We start from the raw sequence: 22,763 nt of genomic DNA on the forward strand, positions 1-22,763 counted from the left end.
GCCCCCGCGCGGCGACATCCTACCAGTTCACCGCCAAACGGCGGTGCACTGGCCGACAACTTGCAGGAATTACTGCTTGTTGTTGTCTTTCACTTCTTCGAACTCGGCGTCCACCACGTCATCGTGCTTGGCTTCCGGCTCGGCCTGCTGCGCGCCGCCCTGAGGCTGTTCAGCCGACTGCTCGGCGTACATCTTCTGGGCAACCGGTGCAGAGACCTTGGACAGCTCTTCGACCTTGGCGTCGATGGCAGCCTTGTCGTCGCCTTTGACGGCGGTTTCCAGGGCGACCACGGCCGCTTCGATGGCAGTCTTTTCTTCGGCGGTGACCTTGTCACCCGCGTCGGCGACCATCTTGCGGGTCGAGTGAACCAGTGCATCACCCTGGTTACGGGCAGCGGCCAGCTCTTCGAACTTGCGGTCTTCCTCGGCGTTGGCCTCGGCGTCACGCACCATGCGCTCGATTTCGTCGTCCGACAGGCCGGAGTTGGCCTTGATGACGATGGACTGCGACTTGCCAGTGGCCTTGTCTTTGGCGCTGACGTGCAGGATGCCGTTGGCGTCGATGTCGAAGGTCACTTCGATCTGCGGCACGCCACGTGGTGCTGGCGGAATGTCAGCCAGGTCGAACTTGCCCAGCGACTTGTTCTGTGCCGCCTGCTTGCGCTCGCCTTGCAGCACGTGAATGGTCACGGCGCCCTGGTTGTCGTCGGCCGTCGAGAACACCTGCGACTTCTTGGTCGGGATGGTGGTGTTCTTCTCGATCAGCGAGGTCATCACGCCGCCCATGGTTTCGATACCCAGGGTCAGCGGGCTGACGTCCAGCAGCAGAACGTCCTTCACGTCACCGGCCAATACTGCGCCCTGGATGGCGGCACCCATGGCAACGGCTTCGTCCGGGTTCACGTCCTTGCGCGCTTCCTTGCCGAAGAAGTCGGCAACGGCTTTCTGAACCAGCGGCATACGGGTCTGGCCACCGACCAGGATCACGTCGTCGATCTTGCTGGCGTCGATACCGGCGTCCTTGAGCGCAATGCGGCAAGGCTCGATGGTGCGGCTGACCAGGTCTTCGACCAGCGATTCCAGCTTGGCGCGGGAAATCTTCACGTTCAAGTGCTTCGGACCGGTTGCATCTGCAGTGATGTACGGCAGGTTGACGTCGGTCGACTGGGCCGAGGACAGCTCGATCTTGGCCTTTTCAGCAGCTTCCTTCAGGCGCTGCAGGGCCAGCGGGTCGTTCTTCAGGTCCATGCCGGACTCTTTCTTGAACTCGTCGACGAGGTAGTCGATCAGGCGCATGTCGAAGTCTTCGCCACCCAGGAAGGTGTCGCCGTTGGTGGCCAGTACTTCGAACTGATGCTCGCCGTCGACTTCGGCAATTTCGATGACCGATACGTCGAAGGTACCACCACCCAGGTCATAGACGATGACAGTGTGGTCGCCCTTGGCCTTGTCCATGCCGTAGGCCAGTGCAGCGGCGGTCGGCTCGTTGATGATGCGCTTGACGTCCAGACCGGCGATGCGGCCGGCGTCCTTGGTGGCCTGACGCTGGCTGTCGTTGAAGTAGGCCGGCACAGTGATGACCGCTTCGGTCACAGGCTCGCCGAGGTAGTCTTCGGCGGTCTTCTTCATTTTCTTCAGCACTTCAGCGCTGATCTGCGGCGGCGCCATGTCTTTGCCGCTGGCCTGAACCCAGGCGTCGCCGTTGTTGGCCTTGACGATCTTGTAAGGCACCAGCTTGATGTCTTTCTGCACGACGTCTTCTTCGAAGCGACGGCCGATCAGGCGCTTGACGGCAAACAGCGTGTTGTGCGGGTTGGTCACGGCCTGGCGCTTGGCCGACTGGCCGACCAGGATTTCGCCGTCGTTGGCGTAGGCCACGATCGAGGGGGTGGTACGCGCACCCTCGGCGTTCTCGATGACTTTGACGTTACCGTTTTCCAGCACAGAGACGCACGAGTTGGTGGTCCCCAGGTCGATACCGATGATCTTGCCCATGTTAACTCTCCCGAAACTTGAATGAGGTAGCAGCGGCTACTGTGGCCAACTGCGGTAATACTTGAAGGCTTGACACCTAGATGGGGATGCCCGGAAGGATTTCAAGCCTTTTCATCGATAGAAGGTTGCGCTGCGCTCGGCGCCTTGCTGACCACCACCATGGCGGGGCGCAGCAGGCGGCCGTTGAGCAGGTAGCCCTTCTGGAACACGTTCAATACGCTGTTGGGTTCGACCTCGGCGTTTTCCTGCATGGCCATGGCCTGATGATGCTCAGGGTTGAACGGCTGGCCGTGCGGGTCGATGGCCTCGAGGTTGTAGCGCTTGAGGGTGTCCTGGAACATCTTCAGGGTCAGCTCGACGCCTTCGCGGATCTGCTTGACGTGTTCGTCCTGGGCGCTGGAGTGAGCCAGGGCCAGTTCCAGGCTGTCGATCACAGGCAGCAGGTCGGTGGAGAATTTTTCCAGGGCGAACTTGTGCGCCTTTTCCACATCCTGCTCGGCACGACGGCGGATGTTCTGCAGTTCGGCCACGGTACGCAGCGATTGGTCCTTGGCCGCGGCCAGCTGTTCTTCGAGTTCCAGCACGCGGGCATCAGCTGCGTTGTCGGCACCGGTTTGCTCGACGTTGAGGTCTTTCTCGTTCAGCTGCTCATCAGCCATGGGATATCTCCTGCGCAATTTGGTGGACTGCGAGCCAGGCTCGCCGGTGATGTGGCGTATATGGGGCCGGAAAATACAGCTTCAAGGGGCAACCCGGTTTTTACGCCTTCAAGCGTTTGCGCCAAAAGGGCATTGGCAGGCTGGAAAAAACTACTGTATAAATAACCAGACATGACTTTCTGGAGTCGCCCTCATGCTGGTGCACCTGTCCATTCACAACTACGCCATCGTCGAACACCTCGACCTGGAAATCGCCCGCGGCATGTCCGTGATCACGGGCGAGACAGGTGCGGGCAAGTCGATCATGCTCGATGCCCTGGGCCTGGCCCTGGGCGACCGCGCCGACAGCGGTGTGGTACGCCCCGGCACCGACAAGGCCGACATCCTCGCCACGTTCGACCTGGTCGACATTCCCGAAGCCCACACCTGGCTGGCCGAACGCGACCTCGCCAGCGACGGGCTGTGCATCCTGCGGCGTGTCATCACTGCCGAAGGCCGCAGCCGTGGCTACATCAACGGCACGCCCTGCCCGCTCGGCGACCTCAAGGCCCTGGGCGAGCTGCTGATAGACATCCACAGCCAGCATGAGCACCAGTCCCTGCTCAAGGCCGACACCCACCGGCGCCTGCTCGACGAGTACGCCGGGGCCATCGACCTGGCCCGGCAGGTGCAAATGGCGGCCAAGCGCTGGAACCAGACGCGACTCGAACTGGAGCGCCTGTCCAATTCCGGCGACGAACAGCGGGCCCGTCACCAGCTGCTCAGCTACCAGCTCGAAGAGCTGGACAACCTGGGCCTGGGCGAAAACGAGCTGGAGCACCTGGAGCAGGAGCACAAGAACCTCACCAGCGCCGAGGCCCTGTTCGGCATTTGCCGCCAGGTCATCGACCAGTGCAGTGAAAGCGATTCGGGCAATGTGCTTGGCGCGCTCACCTCCAGCCTCAACCGGTTGGGCGCTGCCAGCAATGCCCCCAAGGCACTGTCGGAAGCGGCCAACCTGATTGCCAGCGCGCAGATTCAGGTGGAAGAAGCCGTGGGCGAGCTCAACCGTTTCCTCGACAACTTCGATGCCGACCCCATGCGCCTGCAGGCCCTGGAAGAACGCCTCGACACCATCTATACCCTGGCGCGCAAGCACCGGGTGCACCCCACAGAGCTACCCCACCTGCAGCAGCAGTTGATGGAGGAACTCGAAGGGCTCAACGCCAGCGACGAATCGCTGGAACGCCTGGGCGAAGAGATGGCTGCATTCGCTCAGCACTATAAAGAGAAGGCCCGCGAACTGAGCGGGCTGCGTCAGCATGCCGCCAAGCAGCTGGCAGAGGCTGTCGAGCAGGAAATCCAGCGCCTGGGCATGCCCGGCGGTCGCTTCTGCATTCAGCTCACGCCCAATGAGACGGCCGACCTTTCACCCAATGGGCTCGAGCAGATCGAATTGCTGGTCAGCGCCAACCCCGGCCAACCCCTCAAGGCGCTGTCCAAAGTCGCCTCGGGCGGCGAACTGTCCCGGATCAGCCTGGCGATCCAGGTCATCACGGCCCAGACCTCGCGCATCCCTACCCTGGTGTTCGACGAAGTGGACGTAGGCATCGGCGGGCCGACGGCGGAAATCGTGGGCCAACTGTTGCGTCGCCTGGGCGAGCGCGGCCAGGTATTGACCGTCACCCACCTGCCCCAGGTGGCCGCTCAAGGCCATCATCACCTGTTCGTGCACAAGGTCCGCGAGAGCGATACCACGCACACGGCTGTGGCCAGCCTTGGCAAACGCGAGCGGGTCGAGGAAGTGGCGCGCATGCTGGGTGGCATCGACCTGACCAAGGAATCGCTGGCCCATGCGCGCAAGATGGTGGTCAGCGGCAAGGCCTGAAGTCATTCGGCAAAGGGCCGGGGTAACGGCCAACACCACCGCTTGCAGAAAAAACAAAGGCGACCCTAGGGTCGCCTTTGCTGTTTAAGAACGAAGTAATCGTTACTTCTTCTTACGCACATAAAGGACCAGGTTGTGGTCCACCAGCTCGAAACCGTGCTCTTCGACAATTTCACGCTGACGCTTCTCGATCTCGGCGTCCATGAACTCGATGACTTCACTGGTATCCACGTTGACCATATGGTCGTGGTGACCGCCATCGGCCAGTTCAAACACTGCATGACCGCCGTCGAAGTTGTGGCGAACCACCAGACCTGCTGCTTCGAACTGGGTCAGTACACGGTACACGGTGGCCAGGCCAACATCCTCGCCTGCCTCCATGAGGGCCTTGTACACATCTTCGGCGCTCATGTGACGCTGCTCGGCAGAGTCGAGCATTTGAAGGATCTTGACTCGAGGCAGGGTCACCTTGAGACCGGCTTTGCGCAATTCGCTATTTTCAACCATGGTCAGCTTTCTCGCCGATGCTGCTTCGCAGCTTCTCTTAATACGGGTATGATCGGTGTTTACGTTGTCCAGCCAAGATAGTGGAAGTCGCCCACCGATGCAAAACACCAAGCTCTTGCTAACCAGCCTCACCTTCGTGGGACTGCTCGCACTCGCCGGTTGCTCGTTTCCCGGGGTTTACAAAATCGACATCCAGCAGGGCAATGTCGTCACGCAAGACATGATAGACCAATTGCGTCCGGGAATGACCCGGCGGCAAGTGCGGTTTATCATGGGTAACCCTCTGATTCAGGATACGTTCCACACCAACCGGTGGGATTACCTCTACAGCCTGCAACCTGGTGGCGGTCAGCGCCAACAGGAACGCATGAGCATTTTCTTCAATGAAAACGACCAGCTGGTAAGCCTGTCTGGCGACTTCATGCCGGGCGTCAGCCGCGACCAGGAAATCCTCGGTGGCAGCGGTGACACCACGGTCAGCCCAGGCGCCAACGGCGAGCAGCCGGCAGCCCAACCGGAAGAAAAACCGGCCAAACCAGGCTCGGTCGAGGAATCCATCCAGCGCGAAATCGACACCATCGAAACCACGCCAGTGCCTACACCGGCACCGCTGGAAACGCGCTAAACGCGCTGATACAAAAAAGCCCGGACAGTGTCCGGGCTTTTTCATTGCTGCAATAAACGCTGCCAATCAAACGTCACCGCCTCCTGCCACTGGAGGCGCGTGGCGATACCTCGATTGCAGACCTTACGAAGCAGCGTACAACTGCTTGGCCCGCTCGCAGAACGCATCCACCAGGGTATTGGCTGCCTGATTGAACAGCGGCCCCAGCGTGGCGCGCACAAATGAGCCGGCATAGTCGAACGACAGGTCCAAGCTGATCTTGCAGGCCTTCTCGCCCAGCGGCTTGAACACCCAGATGCCATGCAGCTGGGTGAACGGCCCCTCCTCCAGGTTCATCTCGATGGATTCCCCCGGCACCAGCACATTGCGGGTAACGAAGTGCTGGCTGATACCGCCTTTGGCCACCTCGAGCTTGGCGCGCATGTGGGTTTCGCTGGCTTCGAGCACCGTCGAGTCGGAACACCAGGGCAAGAAGTCCGGGTAGCTGGCTACATCGTTTACCAGGTCGTACAAGGCCTGGGCAGGATACGGCAGCAGGGCGGAGCGTTGAATATGGGTAGTCATCCAGGCGTCACTTCCTAGGCTGGGTGGCGGTGCTTCGCAGCATTCCGATTACAGGTTCTGTACCTATGACAGTGCCTGCATTGTCCGGTATTCATTCCAGTGGCTCAAGCACGCAGAAATCCCATAGCGGACGACGCGCGGACTTGCCTATAATGCCGACCCTATGGCTAAGCAAAAAAAACATCCGACCGGGACCATCGCGCAGAACAAGAAAGCGCGACACGATTACTTCATCGAACACAAGTTCGAGGCCGGGCTGGTCCTGTCCGGCTGGGAAGTAAAAAGCCTGCGAGCCGGCAAGGCGCACCTCGTTGACAGCTACGTGCTGCTCAAGGACGGTGAGGCCTGGCTGTTCGGCAGCCACATCACCCCGCTGACCACCGCCAGCACCCACGTCATCGCAGACCCCATCCGCACCCGCAAGCTGCTGCTCAACAAGCGTGAGCTCGAGCGGCTCGAAGCGGCCGTGGCGCAAAAGGGTTATACCTGCGTGGCATTGGCGCTGTATTGGAGCAAGCACCTGATCAAGTGCGAAATCGCACTGGGTAAGGGCAAGAAGGAATACGACAAGCGCGATACCGTGCGCGAACGCGATTCCAACCGCGAGCTGCAGCGGGCCGTGCGCAACAAGGGCAAGGAAGACTAGCGCTTGCCCCTCTTCCCCGCCGAGTGATGATACGGGCAACTAGTTGCCCGATCGTTTCATCAAGGGGAAGCTTACCTGCCGTGAACAGCGCGCCGCCCACAGCGGCCACCTGCTCATGCGTACACTCGCCCGCACACATACCCTCAGTGCCCGTTGCGCCGCTCCGCCCGTGCGACCCGCTGCGCCTCTTCATGCGCCTCTTCGAGCACCTCCTGCACGTACAGAATGTGCCGGCTGGACACCTCACGCGCATCCTCGGCCCTGCCTTCGACAATCGCCAGGTACAACTCCCGGTGCTGGCTGATCAGCATGTCGCGCGTTTCGCTGCGTTGCTGGTACATGCCACCGATGTTGGTGACCACGTTGCGCTTGAGCAGGTCGAACAAGCCACGAATGGTGTGCAGCAGCACGGCATTGTGACTGGCCTCGGCAATGGCCAGGTGAAAGCGCGCATCGGCGGCGCCTTCTTCGGCCCGCGTGACTTCCCCCACCCGTGCGTAGCAGTCCTGCAGCACGTCGAACGCCTCCTTCAAGCGAGCCCGGTCGGGTGCGGTGGCGCGCTGGGCCGCGTAGTAGGCACAAGACGCCTCCAGGGTATGGCGAAACTCCAGCAGGTCGTGTTGCGCCTGAGGGCTGTGTTCGAGCAGTTGCAACAACGGGTCACTGAACGTGGAGCCCAGCGACTGCGCCACATAGTTGCCGCCGCCTTGCTTGCTGACCAGCAACCCCTTGGCCACCAGCTTCTGGATCGCTTCGCGCAACGACGGGCGTGATACCCCAAACTGCTCGGCCAGCACGCGTTCGGCTGGCAGCCGCTGGCCCGACGTCAACGTGCCTTCCAGAATCATCCCTTCCAACCGATCGACAATGTCGTCGGACAGGCGCCGCTGGCGGACCTGATCAAAAACCATCACACGCTCTCCACGAATCCCGGCTGATATCCGGGGCATCCATTCTCGCCGATCCACAGCCGGCCGACACCCACCAGCGCTCGATTTTCACGCCACATCACCTGCCCGCTCATCGGCATTCGACCAAAGTGCTGCCTCGGACAAATTGACACACCCCCGTGTGCGCTTTTAACCTAGCGGCGAGCCATTGTAAATTGGTCTTACCAATTATCCAGGGCCGGCGCATGACCAACAACAATTAGGGGCCACCCCATATGCAAACCTGGCAACAACTCTACAGCCCGCTGGGCAGTCTCGGCCTGTCCGCACTGGCGGCAGTCATCCCCATCGTCTTCTTCTTCCTGGCCCTGGCCGTCTTCCGTCTCAAGGGCCATGTCGCCGGCAGCATCACCTTGGGTTTGTCGATCCTGGTGGCGATCTTCGCTTTCCAGATGCCTGTCGACATGGCCCTGGCGGCTGCCGGCTACGGCTTCCTCTATGGTCTGTGGCCCATCGCCTGGATCATCGTCGCGGCCGTGTTCCTGTACAAACTCACGGTCAAGAGCGGCCAGTTCGAGGTGATCCGCAGTTCGGTGCTGTCGATCACCGACGACCAGCGCCTGCAGGTGTTGCTGATCGGCTTCTGCTTCGGCGCCTTCCTGGAAGGGGCGGCCGGCTTTGGTGCACCGGTGGCGATCACCGCCGCGCTGCTGGTGGGCCTTGGCTTCAACCCGCTGTACGCCGCAGGCCTGTGCCTGATCGCCAACACCGCACCGGTCGCCTTCGGCGCGCTGGGCATCCCGATCATCGTGGCAGGCCAGGTCACCGGCATCGACGCCTTCCACATCGGCGCCATGACCGGTCGCCAGCTGCCGTTGCTGTCACTGTTCGTGCCGTTCTGGCTGGTGTTCATGATGGACGGCCTGCGCGGCGTGAAGGAAACCTGGCCTGCTGCCTTGGTGGCCGGCCTGAGCTTCGCCGTCACCCAGTACTTCACCTCGAACTTCATCGGCCCGGAACTCCCTGACATCACCTCGGCCCTGGCCAGCCTGATCGCCCTGACCTTGTTCCTGAAAGTGTGGCAGCCCAAGCGTTCGTTCGCAGCGGCCACCGGCAGCGTTGGCGCGGCCGTGGTGCAAACCGGTGGCAGCCAGCCAAGCCCCTACAGCCTGGGTGAAATCTTCAAGGCCTGGTCGCCGTTCCTGATTCTCACGGTGCTGGTGACGATCTGGACCCTCAAGCCCTTCAAGGCCGCGTTTGCCCCGGGCGGTGCGATGTACAACTTCGTGTTCAACTTCGCCATCCCGCACCTCGACCAACTGGTGATCAAGACCGCCCCCATCGTGGCGGCGCCTACGGCCATGCCGGCCGTGTTCAAGCTCGACCCGATTTCTGCCACGGGCACCGCGATCTTCCTGTCGGCACTGATCTCCATGGCCGTGCTCAAGATCAACGTCAAGACTGGTCTGACCACTTTCAAGGAAACACTCTTCGAGCTGCGCTGGCCCATTCTGTCCATCGGCATGGTGCTGGCCTTCGCCTTCGTGACCAACTATTCCGGCATGTCCTCGACCATGGCCCTGGTACTGGCCGGCACCGGCGCGGCGTTCCCGTTCTTCTCGCCGTTCCTGGGCTGGCTGGGGGTGTTCCTGACCGGTTCGGACACCTCCTCCAACGCCCTGTTCAGCTCGTTGCAAGCCACCACCGCGCACCAGATCGGCGTGAACGACACCCTGCTGGTTGCCGCCAACACCAGCGGCGGCGTGACCGGCAAGATGATCTCGCCGCAGTCGATCGCCGTGGCGTGCGCCGCCACCGGCCTTGTGGGCAAGGAGTCCGACCTGTTCCGCTTCACCGTCAAGCACAGCCTGTTCTTCGCCACCATCGTCGGCCTGATCACCTTGGTGCAGGCCTACTGGCTGACCGGCATGCTGGTTCATCACTAAAGTGAAAGGGGCCGGGCAGCCCACATCGCCCGGCCTTACTCACCTGCCAAGCTGCGAGAGCCCATGATCATTTCTGCCTCTACCGATTACCGCGCCGCCGCCCAACGCAAGTTGCCGCCCTTTCTGTTCCACTATGCCGATGGCGGCGCCTACGCCGAGCACACCCTGCGCCATAACGTTTCGGACCTGGCCAGCATCGCCCTGCGCCAGCGCGTGCTGAAGAACATGTCCGAACTCAGCCTGCAGACCGAGCTGTTCGGTGAAACCCTGAGCATGCCTGTGGCCCTGGCCCCGGTCGGCCTGACCGGCATGTACGCCCGCCGTGGCGAAGTGCAGGCGGCGCGTGCGGCTGCTGCCCACGGTATCCCGTTCACCATGTCCACCGTTTCGGTCTGCCCCATCGAAGAAGTGGCCCCGGCCATCGACCGGCCGATGTGGTTCCAGCTGTACGTGCTCAAGGACCGCGGGTTCATGCGCAATGCCCTGGAGCGCGCCAAGGCTGCCGGCGTTCGCACCCTGGTGTTCACCGTCGACATGCCCACCCCCGGCGCCCGCTACCGCGATGCCCACTCGGGCATGAGCGGCAAGAACGGCCCGCTGCGGCGTATGCTGCAAGCCATGACCCACCCGCAGTGGGCATGGGACGTGGGCGTCATGGGCCGCCCGCACGATCTGGGCAACATCTCCACCTACCGGGGCAACCCTACGGGCCTGGCCGACTACATCGGCTGGCTGGCCAACAATTTCGACCCGTCCATTTCCTGGCGCGACCTGGAATGGATCCGCGAATTCTGGGACGGCCCGATGATCATCAAGGGCATCCTCGATGCCGACGATGCCCGCGATGCGGTCAAGTTCGGTGCCGACGGTATCGTCGTGTCCAACCACGGTGGCCGCCAGCTCGACGGCGTGCTGTCCAGCGCCCGCGCCTTGCCGGCGATTGCCGACGCGGTGAAGGGCGACCTGAAGATCCTGGCCGACTCGGGCATTCGCAGCGGCCTGGACGTGGTGCGCATGATCGCCCTGGGCGCCGACACCGTACTGATCGGCCGGGCCTTCCTGTATGCCCTGGCCGTTCATGGCCAGGCCGGGGTGAAAAACCTGCTGGAGCTGTTCGAGAAAGAAATGCGCGTGGCCATGGTGCTGACCGGCACCAAGTCCATCGGCGAGATCACCCGCGACTCGCTGGTACGCGAACTCGGCGCCTGAGCGCCTGCCTGAAACACCGCCTGATTACCGGGGCACGCGCCGCACCAGACGCCGCGGCCCCGCGAGGAGACTGCATGAGCCTGCCTGCTGCGTTTCTGCGCGATGCCGAGCGCCTGATACCTGCCGAGCGTCGCTTCGACGACCCGACCTCTACCCTGGCCTTCGGCACCGATGCCAGCTTCTATCGCCTGATCCCCAAGCTGGTGGTGCGGGTAGAGTCCGAGGACGAAGTGGTTGGGCTGATCAAGCTGGCCCAGCGCGAGCGGGTGCCCATCACCTTCCGCGCCGCCGGCACCAGCTTGTCCGGCCAGGCCATCAGCGATTCGGTCCTGATCGTGCTGGGCGATAACTGGAACGGGCGCGAGGTGCGCGGCCAGGGCGAACAGATCAGGCTGCAGCCGGGTGTCATCGGCGCCCAGGCTAACGCCTGGCTGGCGCCGTTCGGGCGCAAGATCGGCCCCGACCCTGCCTCGATCAATGCCTGCAAGATTGGCGGCATCGTCGCCAACAACGCCAGCGGCATGTGCTGCGGCACGGCGCAGAACACCTACCACACCCTGGCCGGTCTGCGCCTGGTGCTGGCCGACGGCACCTGCCTGGACAGCGAGGACCCGGCCAGCGTCGCGGCCTTCCAGAACAGCCACGCCCCCTTGCTCGACGCCCTCGCCCGCCTGGGTCGGGAGACCCGCGCCAATACGGCCCTGGCCGAGCGCATCCGGCACAAGTACCGGCTCAAGAACACCACCGGCCTGTCGCTCAATGCCCTGGTGGATTTTGACCAGCCGCTCGACATCCTGCAGCACCTGCTGGTCGGCTCCGAGGGCACCCTGGGCTTCATCAGCGCGGTGACCTACGACACCGTGCCCGACCACCCGCACAAGGCCAGCGCCCTGCTGGTGTTCCCCAGTGTCGAAAGCTGCTGCCGCGCCGTGCCGATCCTCAAGCGCCAGCCCGTATCGGCCGTGGAGTTGCTGGACCGGCGCAGCCTGCGCTCGGTGCAGGACATGGCCGGCATGCCGGTGTGGGTCAAGGGCCTGTCGGCCAACGCCTGCGCCCTGTTGATCGAATCCCGCGCCGCCAGCCAGACCCTGCTGCACGAGCAAGTGCACCAGGTGATGGCCTCGATTGCCGAGTTCCCCCTGGAACAGCAAGTGGATTTCAGCGAAGACCCGGTGGTGTACAACCAGCTGTGGAAGATCCGCAAGGACACCTTCCCCGCCGTGGGCGCCGTGCGCCAGACCGGCACCACGGTCATCATCGAAGACGTCACCTTCCCCGTCGAGCAACTGGCCGAAGGCGTCAACCGGCTGATCCAGCTGTTCGACCAGCACCGCTACGACGAGGCAATCATTTTCGGCCATGCGCTGGAAGGCAACCTGCACTTCGTCTTCACCCAGGGTTTCAACAGCGCCGAGGAAGTGGCGCGCTACCAGGCCTTCATGGACGACGTGGCGCAGTTGGTGGCCGTGGAGTTCGGCGGCTCGCTCAAGGCCGAGCACGGCACCGGCCGCAACATGGCGCCCTTCGTGGCGCTCGAATGGGGCCAGGATGCCTACCAGCTGATGTGGCAGCTCAAGCGCCTGCTCGACCCCAACGGCATTCTCAACCCCGATGTGGTGCTCAGCGAAGACCCGGCCATCCACCTCAAGCACCTCAAGCCGCTGCCGGCTGCCGACGCGATCGTCGACAAATGCATCGAATGCGGGTTCTGCGAACCGGTGTGCCCGTCCAAGGGGCTGACCCTCAGCCCGCGCCAGCGCATCGTCATGTGGCGGGATATCCAGGCCAGGGAGCGCGACGGCCAGGACACCCGCGCGCTGCGCGACACTTTCCAGTACCAGGGCATGGACACCTGCGCCGCCACGGGGCTGTGTGCCCAGCGCTGCCCGGTGGGCATCAACACCGGCGAGCTGGTCAAGAAGCTGCGCGCCCAGACGGCCGAACATGGCAAGGCCGCCGACTGGTTGGCCGAACACTTCAAGACGGCCATGGGCGGCGCGCGCCTGTCCCTGACCGCCGCCAATACCGCCCGCAAGCTGCTGGGCGCGCCGCGCCTGAACCGCTTGAGCGCCGTCCTGAGCAAGACCAGCAAAGGGCGCATGCCCCGCTGGACCCCGGCCATGCCCCAGCCTGTGCGCCCTGTGCGCGTGGGTGAGGCGAGCAACGACCCGCGCCCTCGCGTGGTTTACCTGGCTGCCTGCGTGTCCAAGGTCATGGGCCCGGCGTATGCCGATCGCGAGCAGAGCTCGTTGCTCGACAAGACCCGCAGCCTGCTGGAGAAGGCAGGGTATCAGGTGGTCTTCCCTGACAATGCCGAAAGCCTGTGCTGCGGCCAGCCCTTCGCCTCCAAAGGCTACCCTGAGCAGGCTGAACACAAGCGCCAGGAGCTGATCAATGCACTGCTGCACGCCAGCCGGGGCGGCCTGGACCCGATCTATTGCGACACCAGCCCCTGCACCCTGCGCCTGGTCCAGGACCTGGGGGATACCCGTTTGGACCTGTACGACCCGGTGCGTTTCATCCGTACGCACCTGGTCGATCGGCTCACCTTCACTCCGCAGGATGAACCGGTCGCCGTGCATGTGACCTGCAGTACGCAGCACCTGGGCGAAAGCCAGGCGCTGATCGACCTGGCGCGGCGGTGCAGCACGCAGGTGGTGATACCTGAAGGGATTCATTGCTGCGGGTTTGCCGGCGACAAGGGCTTCACCACCCCTGAGCTCAATGCCCATGCCTTGCGCAGCCTGAAGGATGCGGTGCAGTACTGCGGTGAAGGCATCTCCACCAGCCGCACCTGTGAAATTGGCTTGTCGACCCACAGTGGCATCGATTATCACGGGTTGGTGTATCTGGTGGATCGGGTCACTCGGGCGCGGTAGTTGGGGCCGCTATGCGGCCCATCGCGGCACGAGGCCGCTCCCACAGTAGATCCCGGTAGCTTTCGAATAAGCAAATCCCTGTAGGAGCGGCCTTGTGCCGCGATGGGCCGCACAGCGGCCCAGGCGGTCTTCATCCCGGACCCGACGGCACAGCAAACCCAGCAACAAAAAAGGGCTGCCAGGCAGCCCTTTCACACAGGTCAAAAAACCTGCCTCAAACACCCCGACACCGCCCGTGCCAGGCCCCCATCCTCTCAACCATAAACCGGATAACGACGGCACAGCGCAACCACCTGCTCACGCACATGGTGCCCCACCTCGTCACTGCGCCCGGTTTCCAGGGCATCGAGCACATCACACAGCCACCCCGCCACCTGCTCGCACGCCTCTACATCGAACCCTCGCGTGGTCACCGCCGGTGTACCGATGCGCAGCCCCGAGGTCACGAACGGCGAACGCGGGTCGTTGGGCACCGAGTTCTTGTTGGCCGTGATATAGGCGCTGCTCAAGGCCGCATCGGCTTCCTTACCCGTGTAGGGCTTGGCCGACAGGTCGATCAGCATCATGTGGTTGTCGGTCCCGTCCGACACGATCTTGTACCCGCGCACCTGCAACACTTTGGCCATGGCCCGGGCATTGGTCACCACCTGGGTCTGGTAACTGCGAAATGCCGGCGACAGCGCTTCCTTGAAGGCCACGGCCTTGGCCGCGATCTGGTGCATCAGTGGGCCACCCTGGACACCCGGGAATACCGCCGAGTCGAGCTTCTTGTAGAAACTTTCGTCCTGCCCCTTGGACAGGATCAGGCCGCCGCGCGGGCCGCGCAGGGTCTTGTGGGTGGTGCTGGTGACCACATGGGCGTGGGGCAGCGGGTCTGGGTATTCGCCTGCGGCAACCAGCCCGGCCACGTGGGCCATGTCCACCCAGAAGATCGCCCCGACCTTGTCGGCGATGCTGCGCATGCGTGCCCAGTCCTTGTAGCGCGAGTAGGCCGAGAACCCACCGATGAGCATCTTCGGGCGGGTTTCCAGCGCGATGCGCTCCATCTCGTCATAGTCGAGAAAGCCCGTTTCAGGGTCCAGGCCGTAGGGCACGATCTTGTAGTGGCGGCCCGAGAAGTTGGCCGGGTTGCCGTGGGTCAGGTGCCCGCCCTGGGCCAGGTTCATGCCCATCACGGTGTCGCCTGGCTGGATCAGCGCCAAAAACACCGCCGCGTTGGCCTGGGCGCCGGCGTGGGGCTGCACGTTGGCGTAGTCGCAGTTGAACAGGGCCTTGACCCGCTCGATGGCCAGGCTTTCGGCCACGTCCACGTATTCGCAACCACTGTAGTAGCGCTTGCCGGGATAGCCTTCGGCGTACTTGTTGGTGAGCACCGTGCTCTGGATCTGCATCACCAAGGGGCTGGCATAGTTTTCCGAGGCGATCAGCTCGATGTGGTCTTCCTGGCGATTCACTTCGTTGCGAATCGAGGCGTGCAGCTCTGGATCGAAGGCGTTGAGGGTCAGCGTCGAGTCGTACATGGGTTAAGCGTCCTTGTTCTGAATCAGGCTTGGGGTGACAGCAAGCGGGTGAGGCGTGCAGCGATGTCGTCAATCTGCGTCTCGGAGCAGATCAGGGGCGGCAGCAGGCGCACGGTGGTACCGCGGGTGACGGTGATCAGCAGGTGTTGCTCGTCCCGGGCCCGGTCGACCAGCTCGGCGCAGGGGCGGCTGAGCTCGATGCCGACCATCAGGCCCAGGCCGCGCACCGACACCACTTCAGGGTGCCCGCCCAGCGCCAGCTGCAAGGCCGCCAGCAAACGCTGGCCCAGCACCGCAGCGCGCTGCGGCAGCTGATCGCGCTGCATGATGTCCACCACCGTGCAGCCCACGCGGCAAGCCAGCGGGTTGCCGCCGAAGGTGGAGGCATGGTGGCCGGGGGAAAACAGCTCGGCGGCCTTGCCTCGGGCCAGGCACGCGCCGATGGGGAAGCCATTGCCCAGGGCCTTGGCCAGGGTGATGACGTCGGGCTCGATGCCGGCGTGCTGGAAACCGAACCAGGTGCCGGTACGGCCCATGCCGGTCTGCACCTCGTCGATCATCATCAGCCAGTCGTGCGCGTCGCACAGCTGGCGCAGCGCTTGCAGATAGCCCGCCGATGCCGGGTGCACACCGCCCTCGCCCTGCACGGGCTCGACCAGCACGGCCACCACGTTGGGCGAGTTGGCCGCCACCTGGCGCACCGCCTCGATGTCATCGTAGGGCACGCGGATGAAGCCTGGCATCAGCGGCTCGAAACCGCGGTGAACGGCCGGGTTGCCGGTGGCGGCCAGGGTTGCCAGGGTACGCCCATGGAAGCTGTTTTCCATCACCAGCACCTGAGGTTGGGCAACATTGCGGGCCGTGGCGTGCAAGCGCGCCAGCTTGAGCGCGGCCTCGTTGGCCTCGGCGCCGGAGTTGCAGAAGAACGCCCGCTCCATGCCCGAGAGCCGGCACAGGCGCTCGCCTAGCTGTTCCTGCCATGGGATACGAAACATGTTGGTGGTGTGCAGCAGCACGTCGGCCTGTTCGGCCAGGGCCGAGGCGATCTCGGGGTTGGCGTGCCCCAGGCTGGTCACGGCCACCCCGGCGATGGCATCGAGGTACTCGACCCCGTGCGAATCCCACAACAAGGCGCCCTGGCCCCGGCTGAACGCAACCGGTTGGCGGGCTGAGGTGTGCATGAGGTAAGCGGGAGCAGCAGACATTGCAGGTTTCCTGTACAGAGTGGTCAATGGCTGGTGGCCAGCGACGGAGTAGCGTCCGGGTGCGGCGCGGCATCGGCGGTGGGCCAGTAGTAGGCATCGGGCATGGCGCGGGCGCCGAAGATCGCCTGGCCGACACGCACCACCGTGGCGCCCTCCTCGATGGCCACTTCGAAATCACCCGACATGCCCATCGACAGCTCCTGCAACGACACCCCTTCAGGCGCAGTGGCGCGCAGCTGGTCGCGCAGCTCACGCAGCAACACGAAGCACGGGCGTACCCGCGCGGCGTCGGCCGAAAACAGCGCCAGGGTCATCAGGCCGCGCACACGCAGCGCCGGGAACGCGGGCAGTGCCTGTAGAAACGCCGCCACGTCATCGGGCACCAGCCCGTACTTGCTGGCCTCGCCCGAGGTGTTGACCTGGACGAACACATCCATCTGCCGCCCTTCGATGCGCAGCCGGCGGTCCAGCACCTCGGCCACGCGCAGGCTGTCCAGTGCCTGGAACTCACTGGCAAAGCGCGCCACCTGCTTGGCCTTGTTGGTCTGCAAGTGGCCGATCACCGACCACTGCAAGTCGTGCAAGTCGACCATGGCTTCCCACTTGCGCTGGGCCTCCTGCACCTTGTTCTCGCCCAGCAGGCGGCAACCGGCGGCATAGGCCAGGCGCAGGTGGGCTTCGTCGAAGGTCTTGCTGACCGGCAGCAGGCGCACTTCGGCCGGGTCTCGCCCGACCCGCTCGCAGGCCCGGGCGATGCGCTCATGCACGGCGGCCAGGTTGCGGCGAAAATCCTCGACGGTGTTGGCCTGCGGGTAGCGGCCATGGCGCGCATGCAGGGTGGTGAGGTCTTCGGCGTACTCGGTCATCAATTCGTCGCTCCTTTGGTGGGCACTGCGGCCGGTTCTGCCTGGGCGGCCTTGGCCCGGCGTGGCAGGCGACCGTTGAGCACGGCGTAGGCCACAAGGCCGATTACCAGCCCCCAGAACGCACCGCCGATGCCCAGCAGGGTGATGTCGGCCGCACAGGCCAGGAAGGTGATCAACGACGCCTCGCGTGCTTTTGCATCGAGCATGGCGTTGGCTAGGCTGCCGCCGATGGTGCCCAGCAGGGCCAGCCCCGCCAGGGTGGTGATGAAGGTGGCCGGGAAGGCCATGAACACCGCCGCCAGCGTCACGCCGAAAATGCCCACCAGGATGTAGAAGATGCCGGCGGCCACGCCGGCCACCCAGCGCTTGGACGGGTCTTCGGACGCTTCCTTGCCGGTGCAGATGGCGGCGGTGATGGCGGCGATGTTGAAGGCGTGGGAGCCGAACGGCGCCATCAACAGCGAGCCCAGCCCGGTGATGCCGAGGATCGGGTTGGCACTGGTGCGAAACCCGTCGTTGCGCAACACCAGCATGCCGGGCATGTACTGGCCGGTCAGGGTGATCAGAAACAACGGCAGCGCCACGCTCAGCAGTGCGTTGAGCGAGAACTCGGGGCGGGTAAATACCGGCGTGGCGAATTCAAGGGACAGCCCAGCGAAATCGACCCGGCCCTGCATCACCAGGTAGACCAGCCCCAGCACCAGGATGCCCACCACGGCGTAGCGAGCGCTCAGGCGCTTGAACACGATGTACGCCCCGATCAGCAGCCCGACCAGCAGGGGGTCGACGCTCATGCTGGCGAAGGCGCCGATACCGAACTGCAACAGAATGCCGCCCAGCAGGCCCGCAGCTACCCCCGGCGGAATCAGGCGCACGGCTTTTTCGAAGTAGCCCGACACGCCCAGCAGCACGAAGGCCACCGCCGACACCATGTACGCCCCCACCGCCTCGGCGTAGGGCGTGGTGGCCAGGGCCACGATCAGGAACGCCGCCGCCGGCGTGGACCAGGCCGTGATGATCGGCTCGCGGCTGACCCAGCTGAGCAGCAGCCCGGTCACGCCCACGCCGATGGACACCGACCACACCCACGAGGCGGTCAGCTCGGGGCTGAGCCCTGCAACCTTGGCAGCCTGAAATACCAGGATGAAAGTGCCGCCATAGTTGACGATTACCGAAATGAGCCCGGCCACCACCGGGTGCAGCAGGTCCTGCAGGCGCAGGGGCGAGGGGGTACGAGTAGATGACATAGGTCTTGGCTCCTTGCTAGACGCTGTATCCGGCTGCGGTAGGCAGTCATTTATAGCCGCAGATTGGCTGGTTTTACCCCGACGCTTCACCGGGGCGGACCAGACCACTTTCAGTGCGCTCAACCGTACCTGCGGGCGAACGCCCCCATGAACTCGCACAGGGCGGCCACCGCTTGGACGGAGATGGCGTTGTACAGGCTGGCGCGAATGCCGCCGACGCTGGCGTGGCCCTTCAGGCCATGCAGCCCGGCCGCCTCGGCCTCGCGCAGGAAGACCGCTTGAAGTGCTTCATCGGCCAGCCGGAACGGCACGTTGTTGATCGAGCGATAGGCCGGCTGCACCGGGTTGCGGTAGAAACCGTCGCTGCCGTCGAGGGTTTCGTACAGCAGGCTGGCTTTGGTCTGGTTGCGCTGGTGCAGCACCTGCAAGCCCCCGCTGCGCTTGATCCACTGCAACGTCAGGCCGGTCAGGTACCAGGGGAAGGTGGCGGGCGTGTTGAGCATCGACTGGGCATCGCTGATGCGCCCGTAGTTGAGGATGTCCGGGGTGAACCCATGGCAGCGATCCAGCAGCGCCGGGTCCATGATGACCACCGTCAGCCCGGCCACGCCCATGTTCTTCTGGGCGGCGGCATACACCAGACCATGGCGTGCGATGTCGATGGGCTTGGACAGCAGGCTCGAACAGGCATCGCACACCAGCGGCGCCTCGCTGGCGGGCGCTTCGGTGAACTGCACGCCGTGCACGGTTTCGTTCTCGGTATAGTGCAGGTAGGCCGCCTTTGGGTTCAGCTGCCAGTGCGCGACCGCCGGCACCCGGTCAAAGCCGGTGCCCTGGGCACTGGCGACCACGCGCACTTCGCCATACTGGCGCGCCGCCTCGATCGCCTTGCCCGACCACAACCCGGTGTGCAGGTAGTCCACGCTGCCGTTGTCCCCGGCCAGGTTCATGGGCACCTGGGCGAACTGCAACGAAGCGCCGCCCTGCACGAACAGCACGCGGTAATGCGCCGGCACCTCCAGCAGCTCGCGCAGGTCGGCCTCGGTCTGCTCGGCAATGGCGCGGAAGATGGGCGAGCGGTGGCTCATCTCCATGATGGACATGCCCGTGCCGGCAAAATCGTGGAACTCGTCGTACGCCTGGTTGAGCACTTCCAGAGGGACTGCGGTGGGGCCTGCGCTGAAATTGTGTGACCGTGCCATGGTGGGTGGGCTCCTGTGCGTGAACGCGCCGACGCGGTGAATACCAGGCCAGGCCTGGGTGGCGAAGGCCGGAGTCTACGGATAAACTGGCCTGCCCTTACCTGCCAGTTCATGGATGGAGAGCAGACCACATGGCGAAGACCTTCGCGCTGGACACCCTGAAGATTCGGCTCAACGACGCCGAGTTTCAGCTGCTGGACCTGCACCAGCGCATCCAGCGTGCCTTGCGTGCGTTGATCCTGGATGGCGCGCTGGGCCCGAGCCTGAAACTGCCCTCCACCCGTGCGCTGTCCAAGTCCCTGGGCTGCGCCCGCGATACCGTCGAAAACGCCTACGTACAGCTGCACCGGGACGGTTTCATCGTGCGCCGCGGCGGCGCGGGCAGCTACGTGTGCGACACGGTGGGCGCCGAATTGCGCGGGGCCGGCCCACGCCGGCAACGGACCCAGGAGGTGCGGCGCAGCGTGGTCGCGCCCGGCGCCGAACTCAGCCAGCGCGGGCGCATGATCTTCGAGACCGGCGGCGTGCGTGACCAGCAAGTGATCAAGGCCTTCGCCACCGGCCTGCCGGAAACCCGCAGCTTCCCCACCGACGTCTGGGAGCGGCTGCAGCGTCAAGTGGTCAAGGACTACCGCGCCAGCGTCCTGCTGCACGGTGACCCGCAAGGCGCCGAACCCCTGCGCAAGGCCATCGCCACCTACCTGAACCTCGAACGCGGGGCCACGTGCACCCCCGACCAGGTGCTGGTGCTCAGCAGTACGCGTCAGGCGTTGTACCTGTGCGCGCAATTGCTGGTAGATGCCGGCAAACCCATCCTGCTGGAAAACCCCGGCTACTACGGCGCCCGCAAGGCGTTCGCCATCGCCGAAACCAAGGTGTTGCCCATCGACGTGGACGAACGGGGCATCCGCACCGACCTGCTGTTCGCCGACCGCAGCGGCGCCAACTGCGTGTACGTCACCCCCTCGCACCAGTACCCCACCGGCGCGACCCTGCCCCTGGAGCGCCGGCTGGAGCTGATCAACTGGGCCGCGCAGAAAGCCAAGTGGATCATCGAGGACGACTACGACAGCGAGTTTCACTACGACGGCCAGCCCACCGCCTGCGTGCAGGGCCTGGACCGCTACCAGCGCACCCTGTATATCGGCACCTTCAGCAAAACCCTCTACCCCGGCCTGCGCATGGGCTACATCGTGCTGCCGCCCGAACTGGTCAAGCCCTTCGCCTATGCCCGCAGCATGATGGATGGCCACACCCCGCAGACCTTGCAGCTGACCCTGGCGCGCTTCATGGAGGACGGGCACTACAACGCCCACGTGCGTGCCATGCGCAAGTTGTACGCCGGGCGCCGGGCGGTGATGCACGATGCCATCGCCAAGTACCTGAGCCCGGTGGTCACCGCCCACCTGCCGCCAGGTGGCTTGCAGATCCCCTGCCTGCTCAAGCCAGGCTGGTCCGAAGAAAAGACCATTCGCCAGGCGGCCACGGCCGGCGTGCAGCTGTCGGGCCTGAGCAGCCTGTACCTGGGCGAGCCGCAGACCCACGGCTGGCTGCTGGGGTATTCCTCGCTCACGGCCTATGAGATCGAAGCGGCCATGCTGCGCCTGGCCAACGCCCTCAAGCTTTGAGCGCCGGGTTCAGTAAGGCAGCTTGAAACGCCGGGTCAGGTCGAAGATGCCCTCGCGGATCGAGCGCTCGGTGCGGCTGTCCATGGCACCGCTGCGCACGCCCCCGAGCATGGCCAGGATCATGTCCCCGATCTCGCGGAACTCATCCTCGCCCATGCCCCGGGAGGTACAGGCCGCACTGCCCAGGCGAATGCCCGAGGTGACGCTGGACTTGACCTCGTCACCGGGCACGACGTTACGGTTCACGGTGATGCCGACCGCCTCCAGCGCACCCTCGGCGGCGTTGCCGGCAAGGCCCCAGGGGCGCAGGTCGATCACCCCCAAGTGGCAGTCCGTGCCGCCCGACACCACCAGCAAGCCACCTTCGGCCAGCCGCCCGCACAAGGCCCGGGCATTGGCCACTACCGCATGGGCGTAGGGGCCAAAACCCGGTTGCAGCGCCTCGCCCAGCGCCACCGCCTTGGCCGCGACCGTGTGCATCAGTGCAGCGCCCTGCAGGCCGGGGAACACCGCCGCGTTGATTTTGCGCGCCAGGGTCTGGTCGTTGCACAGGATCATCCCTCCGCGCGGGCCGCGCAGGGTCGCGTGGGTGCTCAGCGTGGTGACGTGGGCATGGGGCACTGGCGAGGGATAGGCGCCGCCTGCGACCAGCCCGGCGACGTGGGCGATGTCGGCCATCAGATACGCCCCCACCTCGTCGGCAATGGCGCGGAAACGGGCGAAATCCAGCGCGCGTGAATACGCCGACGCCCCGGCGATGATCAGCCGTGGCCGCTCACGACGGGCAATCTGCGCCACCTGGTCCATGTCGACCCGGTGCGTCAGCGGGTGCACACCGTAGCTGACCGCCTGGAACCAACGCCCGGACACGTTGAACGCCGCCCCGTGGGACAGGTGCCCGCCCGACTTCAGGTCAAGGCCGAGGATCTTGTCCTCCGGCTCCAGCAGCGCCAGGAACACCGCCTGGTTGGCCTGGTTGCCGGAGTGAGGCTGCACGTTGGCATAGCTGCAATCGAACAGCAGCCGGGCCCGCTCGGTGGCCAGGTCCTCGACCACATCCACATTGCCGCAGCTGGCGTAATAGCGTCGCCCCGGGTACCCCTCGGCGTACTTGTTGGTCAGCACCGACCCTTGGGCCTCGAGCACCGCGCGGCTGACCACATTCTCGGCGGCGATCAGCTCGATGGACTGCACCTGGCGCAACCGCTCGGCATCGATGGCGGTCCACACCTCGCTGTCCACCTGCGGCAGCGCAGCGGCACTGATGCCCGGCAGCGCGTGGCCCTCTTTATAAGCGAAATGCGGCAT

General features: G+C 64.5%; 18 protein-coding genes. 7 read left to right on the forward strand and 11 right to left on the reverse strand.

Annotation, left to right across the window (positions count from 1 at the left end):
• Positions 1 to 69: 69 nt before the first annotated feature.
• Positions 70 to 1,995 carry a molecular chaperone DnaK gene (gene dnaK / locus FH041_RS14120; protein WP_023533180.1) on the reverse strand — a complete coding sequence of 642 codons (1,926 nt, stop codon included), beginning with the start codon at positions 1,993 to 1,995 and terminating at the stop codon, positions 70 to 72.
• Between the two features lie 101 nt (positions 1,996 to 2,096).
• Positions 2,097 to 2,654, reverse strand: a complete 558-nt coding sequence (gene grpE / locus FH041_RS14125) for a nucleotide exchange factor GrpE (RefSeq protein WP_027915422.1) — start codon at positions 2,652 to 2,654, stop codon at positions 2,097 to 2,099.
• Between the two features lie 193 nt (positions 2,655 to 2,847).
• Between grpE and recN the strand changes: the two genes are divergently transcribed.
• Positions 2,848 to 4,521, forward strand: coding sequence for a DNA repair protein RecN (recN, locus tag FH041_RS14130; RefSeq protein ID WP_027915423.1), 1,674 nt, complete (start codon positions 2,848 to 2,850; stop codon positions 4,519 to 4,521).
• A 102-nt stretch (positions 4,522 to 4,623) separates the two neighbouring features.
• Here the strand turns inward: recN and fur are convergent, their stop codons facing one another.
• Positions 4,624 to 5,028, reverse strand: a complete 405-nt coding sequence (gene fur, locus FH041_RS14135; protein WP_023533128.1) for a ferric iron uptake transcriptional regulator — start codon at positions 5,026 to 5,028, stop codon at positions 4,624 to 4,626.
• Positions 5,029 to 5,125: 97 nt separating this feature from the next.
• On the opposite strand from fur, the gene FH041_RS14140 reads away from it, so the two are divergent.
• Positions 5,126 to 5,653: an outer membrane protein assembly factor BamE gene (locus FH041_RS14140; protein WP_140174715.1), complete on the forward strand. Its 528-nt coding sequence runs from the start codon at positions 5,126 to 5,128 to the stop codon at positions 5,651 to 5,653.
• A 123-nt stretch (positions 5,654 to 5,776) separates the two neighbouring features.
• On the opposite strand, the gene FH041_RS14145 is transcribed toward FH041_RS14140, so the two are convergent.
• On the reverse strand, positions 5,777 to 6,217 hold the full coding sequence (locus tag FH041_RS14145) for a type II toxin-antitoxin system RatA family toxin (protein WP_027915424.1): 441 nt from the start codon (positions 6,215 to 6,217) through the stop codon (positions 5,777 to 5,779).
• A gap of 163 nt (positions 6,218 to 6,380) precedes the next feature.
• Here FH041_RS14145 and smpB point away from each other — a divergent pair, with 163 nt between their 5' ends.
• The gene (smpB, locus tag FH041_RS14150; RefSeq protein ID WP_023533119.1) at positions 6,381 to 6,863 is read left to right on the forward strand and encodes an SsrA-binding protein SmpB; all 483 of its coding nucleotides are present in this window, start codon (positions 6,381 to 6,383) and stop codon (positions 6,861 to 6,863) included.
• Between the two features lie 143 nt (positions 6,864 to 7,006).
• Here smpB and FH041_RS14155 read toward each other — a convergent pair whose 3' ends face one another.
• Positions 7,007 to 7,774 carry an FCD domain-containing protein gene (locus tag FH041_RS14155; protein WP_027915425.1) on the reverse strand — a complete coding sequence of 256 codons (768 nt, stop codon included), beginning with the start codon at positions 7,772 to 7,774 and terminating at the stop codon, positions 7,007 to 7,009.
• Between the two features lie 254 nt (positions 7,775 to 8,028).
• Here FH041_RS14155 and FH041_RS14160 point away from each other — a divergent pair, with 254 nt between their 5' ends.
• The 3 genes from FH041_RS14160 to FH041_RS14170 all read left to right on the forward strand — a co-directional run bounded on the left by FH041_RS14160 (position 8,029) and on the right by FH041_RS14170 (position 13,787).
• A complete protein-coding gene (locus tag FH041_RS14160) occupies positions 8,029 to 9,699 on the forward strand; it encodes a lactate permease LctP family transporter (protein WP_049696585.1) in 1,671 nt (556 codons plus the stop codon).
• A gap of 63 nt (positions 9,700 to 9,762) precedes the next feature.
• Positions 9,763 to 10,908 carry an FMN-dependent L-lactate dehydrogenase LldD gene (lldD, locus tag FH041_RS14165; protein ID WP_140174717.1) on the forward strand — a complete coding sequence of 382 codons (1,146 nt, stop codon included), beginning with the start codon at positions 9,763 to 9,765 and terminating at the stop codon, positions 10,906 to 10,908.
• A 74-nt stretch (positions 10,909 to 10,982) separates the two neighbouring features.
• Entirely contained in the window at positions 10,983 to 13,787 is a 2,805-nt protein-coding gene (locus FH041_RS14170) for an FAD-binding and (Fe-S)-binding domain-containing protein (RefSeq protein ID WP_111475472.1), read from the forward strand.
• A gap of 254 nt (positions 13,788 to 14,041) precedes the next feature.
• Here the strand turns inward: FH041_RS14170 and glyA are convergent, their stop codons facing one another.
• The 5 genes from glyA to serC form a co-directional block, all read right to left on the reverse strand.
• On the reverse strand, positions 14,042 to 15,307 hold the full coding sequence (gene glyA / locus FH041_RS14175) for a serine hydroxymethyltransferase (protein WP_132578572.1): 1,266 nt from the start codon (positions 15,305 to 15,307) through the stop codon (positions 14,042 to 14,044).
• Positions 15,308 to 15,330: 23 nt separating this feature from the next.
• Positions 15,331 to 16,512 (reverse strand): aspartate aminotransferase family protein, encoded by a 1,182-nt coding sequence (locus FH041_RS14180; protein ID WP_132578574.1) that lies wholly within the window; start codon positions 16,510 to 16,512, stop codon positions 15,331 to 15,333.
• A 23-nt stretch (positions 16,513 to 16,535) separates the two neighbouring features.
• Complete coding sequence (locus FH041_RS14185) at positions 16,536 to 17,378, reverse strand: YggS family pyridoxal phosphate-dependent enzyme (RefSeq protein ID WP_132578576.1); 843 nt, start codon at positions 17,376 to 17,378, stop codon at positions 16,536 to 16,538.
• Positions 17,378 to 18,625, reverse strand: coding sequence for a benzoate/H(+) symporter BenE family transporter (locus FH041_RS14190; protein ID WP_132578578.1), 1,248 nt, complete (start codon positions 18,623 to 18,625; stop codon positions 17,378 to 17,380). The genes FH041_RS14185 and FH041_RS14190 overlap by 1 nt, the downstream gene beginning before the upstream one ends.
• Positions 18,626 to 18,744: 119 nt before the next feature.
• The gene (gene serC / locus FH041_RS14195; protein WP_132578580.1) at positions 18,745 to 19,827 is read right to left on the reverse strand and encodes a 3-phosphoserine/phosphohydroxythreonine transaminase; all 1,083 of its coding nucleotides are present in this window, start codon (positions 19,825 to 19,827) and stop codon (positions 18,745 to 18,747) included.
• 131 nt (positions 19,828 to 19,958) lie between these two features.
• On the opposite strand from serC, the gene FH041_RS14200 reads away from it, so the two are divergent.
• Positions 19,959 to 21,455 carry a PLP-dependent aminotransferase family protein gene (locus FH041_RS14200; RefSeq protein WP_023533154.1) on the forward strand — a complete coding sequence of 499 codons (1,497 nt, stop codon included), beginning with the start codon at positions 19,959 to 19,961 and terminating at the stop codon, positions 21,453 to 21,455.
• A gap of 9 nt (positions 21,456 to 21,464) precedes the next feature.
• Here FH041_RS14200 and FH041_RS14205 read toward each other — a convergent pair whose 3' ends face one another.
• Positions 21,465 to 22,763 (reverse strand): serine hydroxymethyltransferase, encoded by a 1,299-nt coding sequence (locus tag FH041_RS14205; RefSeq protein WP_104925825.1) that lies wholly within the window; start codon positions 22,761 to 22,763, stop codon positions 21,465 to 21,467.

Source organism: Pseudomonas sp. SWI7 (assembly GCF_006351945.1).
In the GTDB taxonomy this organism is placed as follows: Bacteria; Pseudomonadota; Gammaproteobacteria; order Pseudomonadales; family Pseudomonadaceae; genus Aquipseudomonas; species Aquipseudomonas fulva.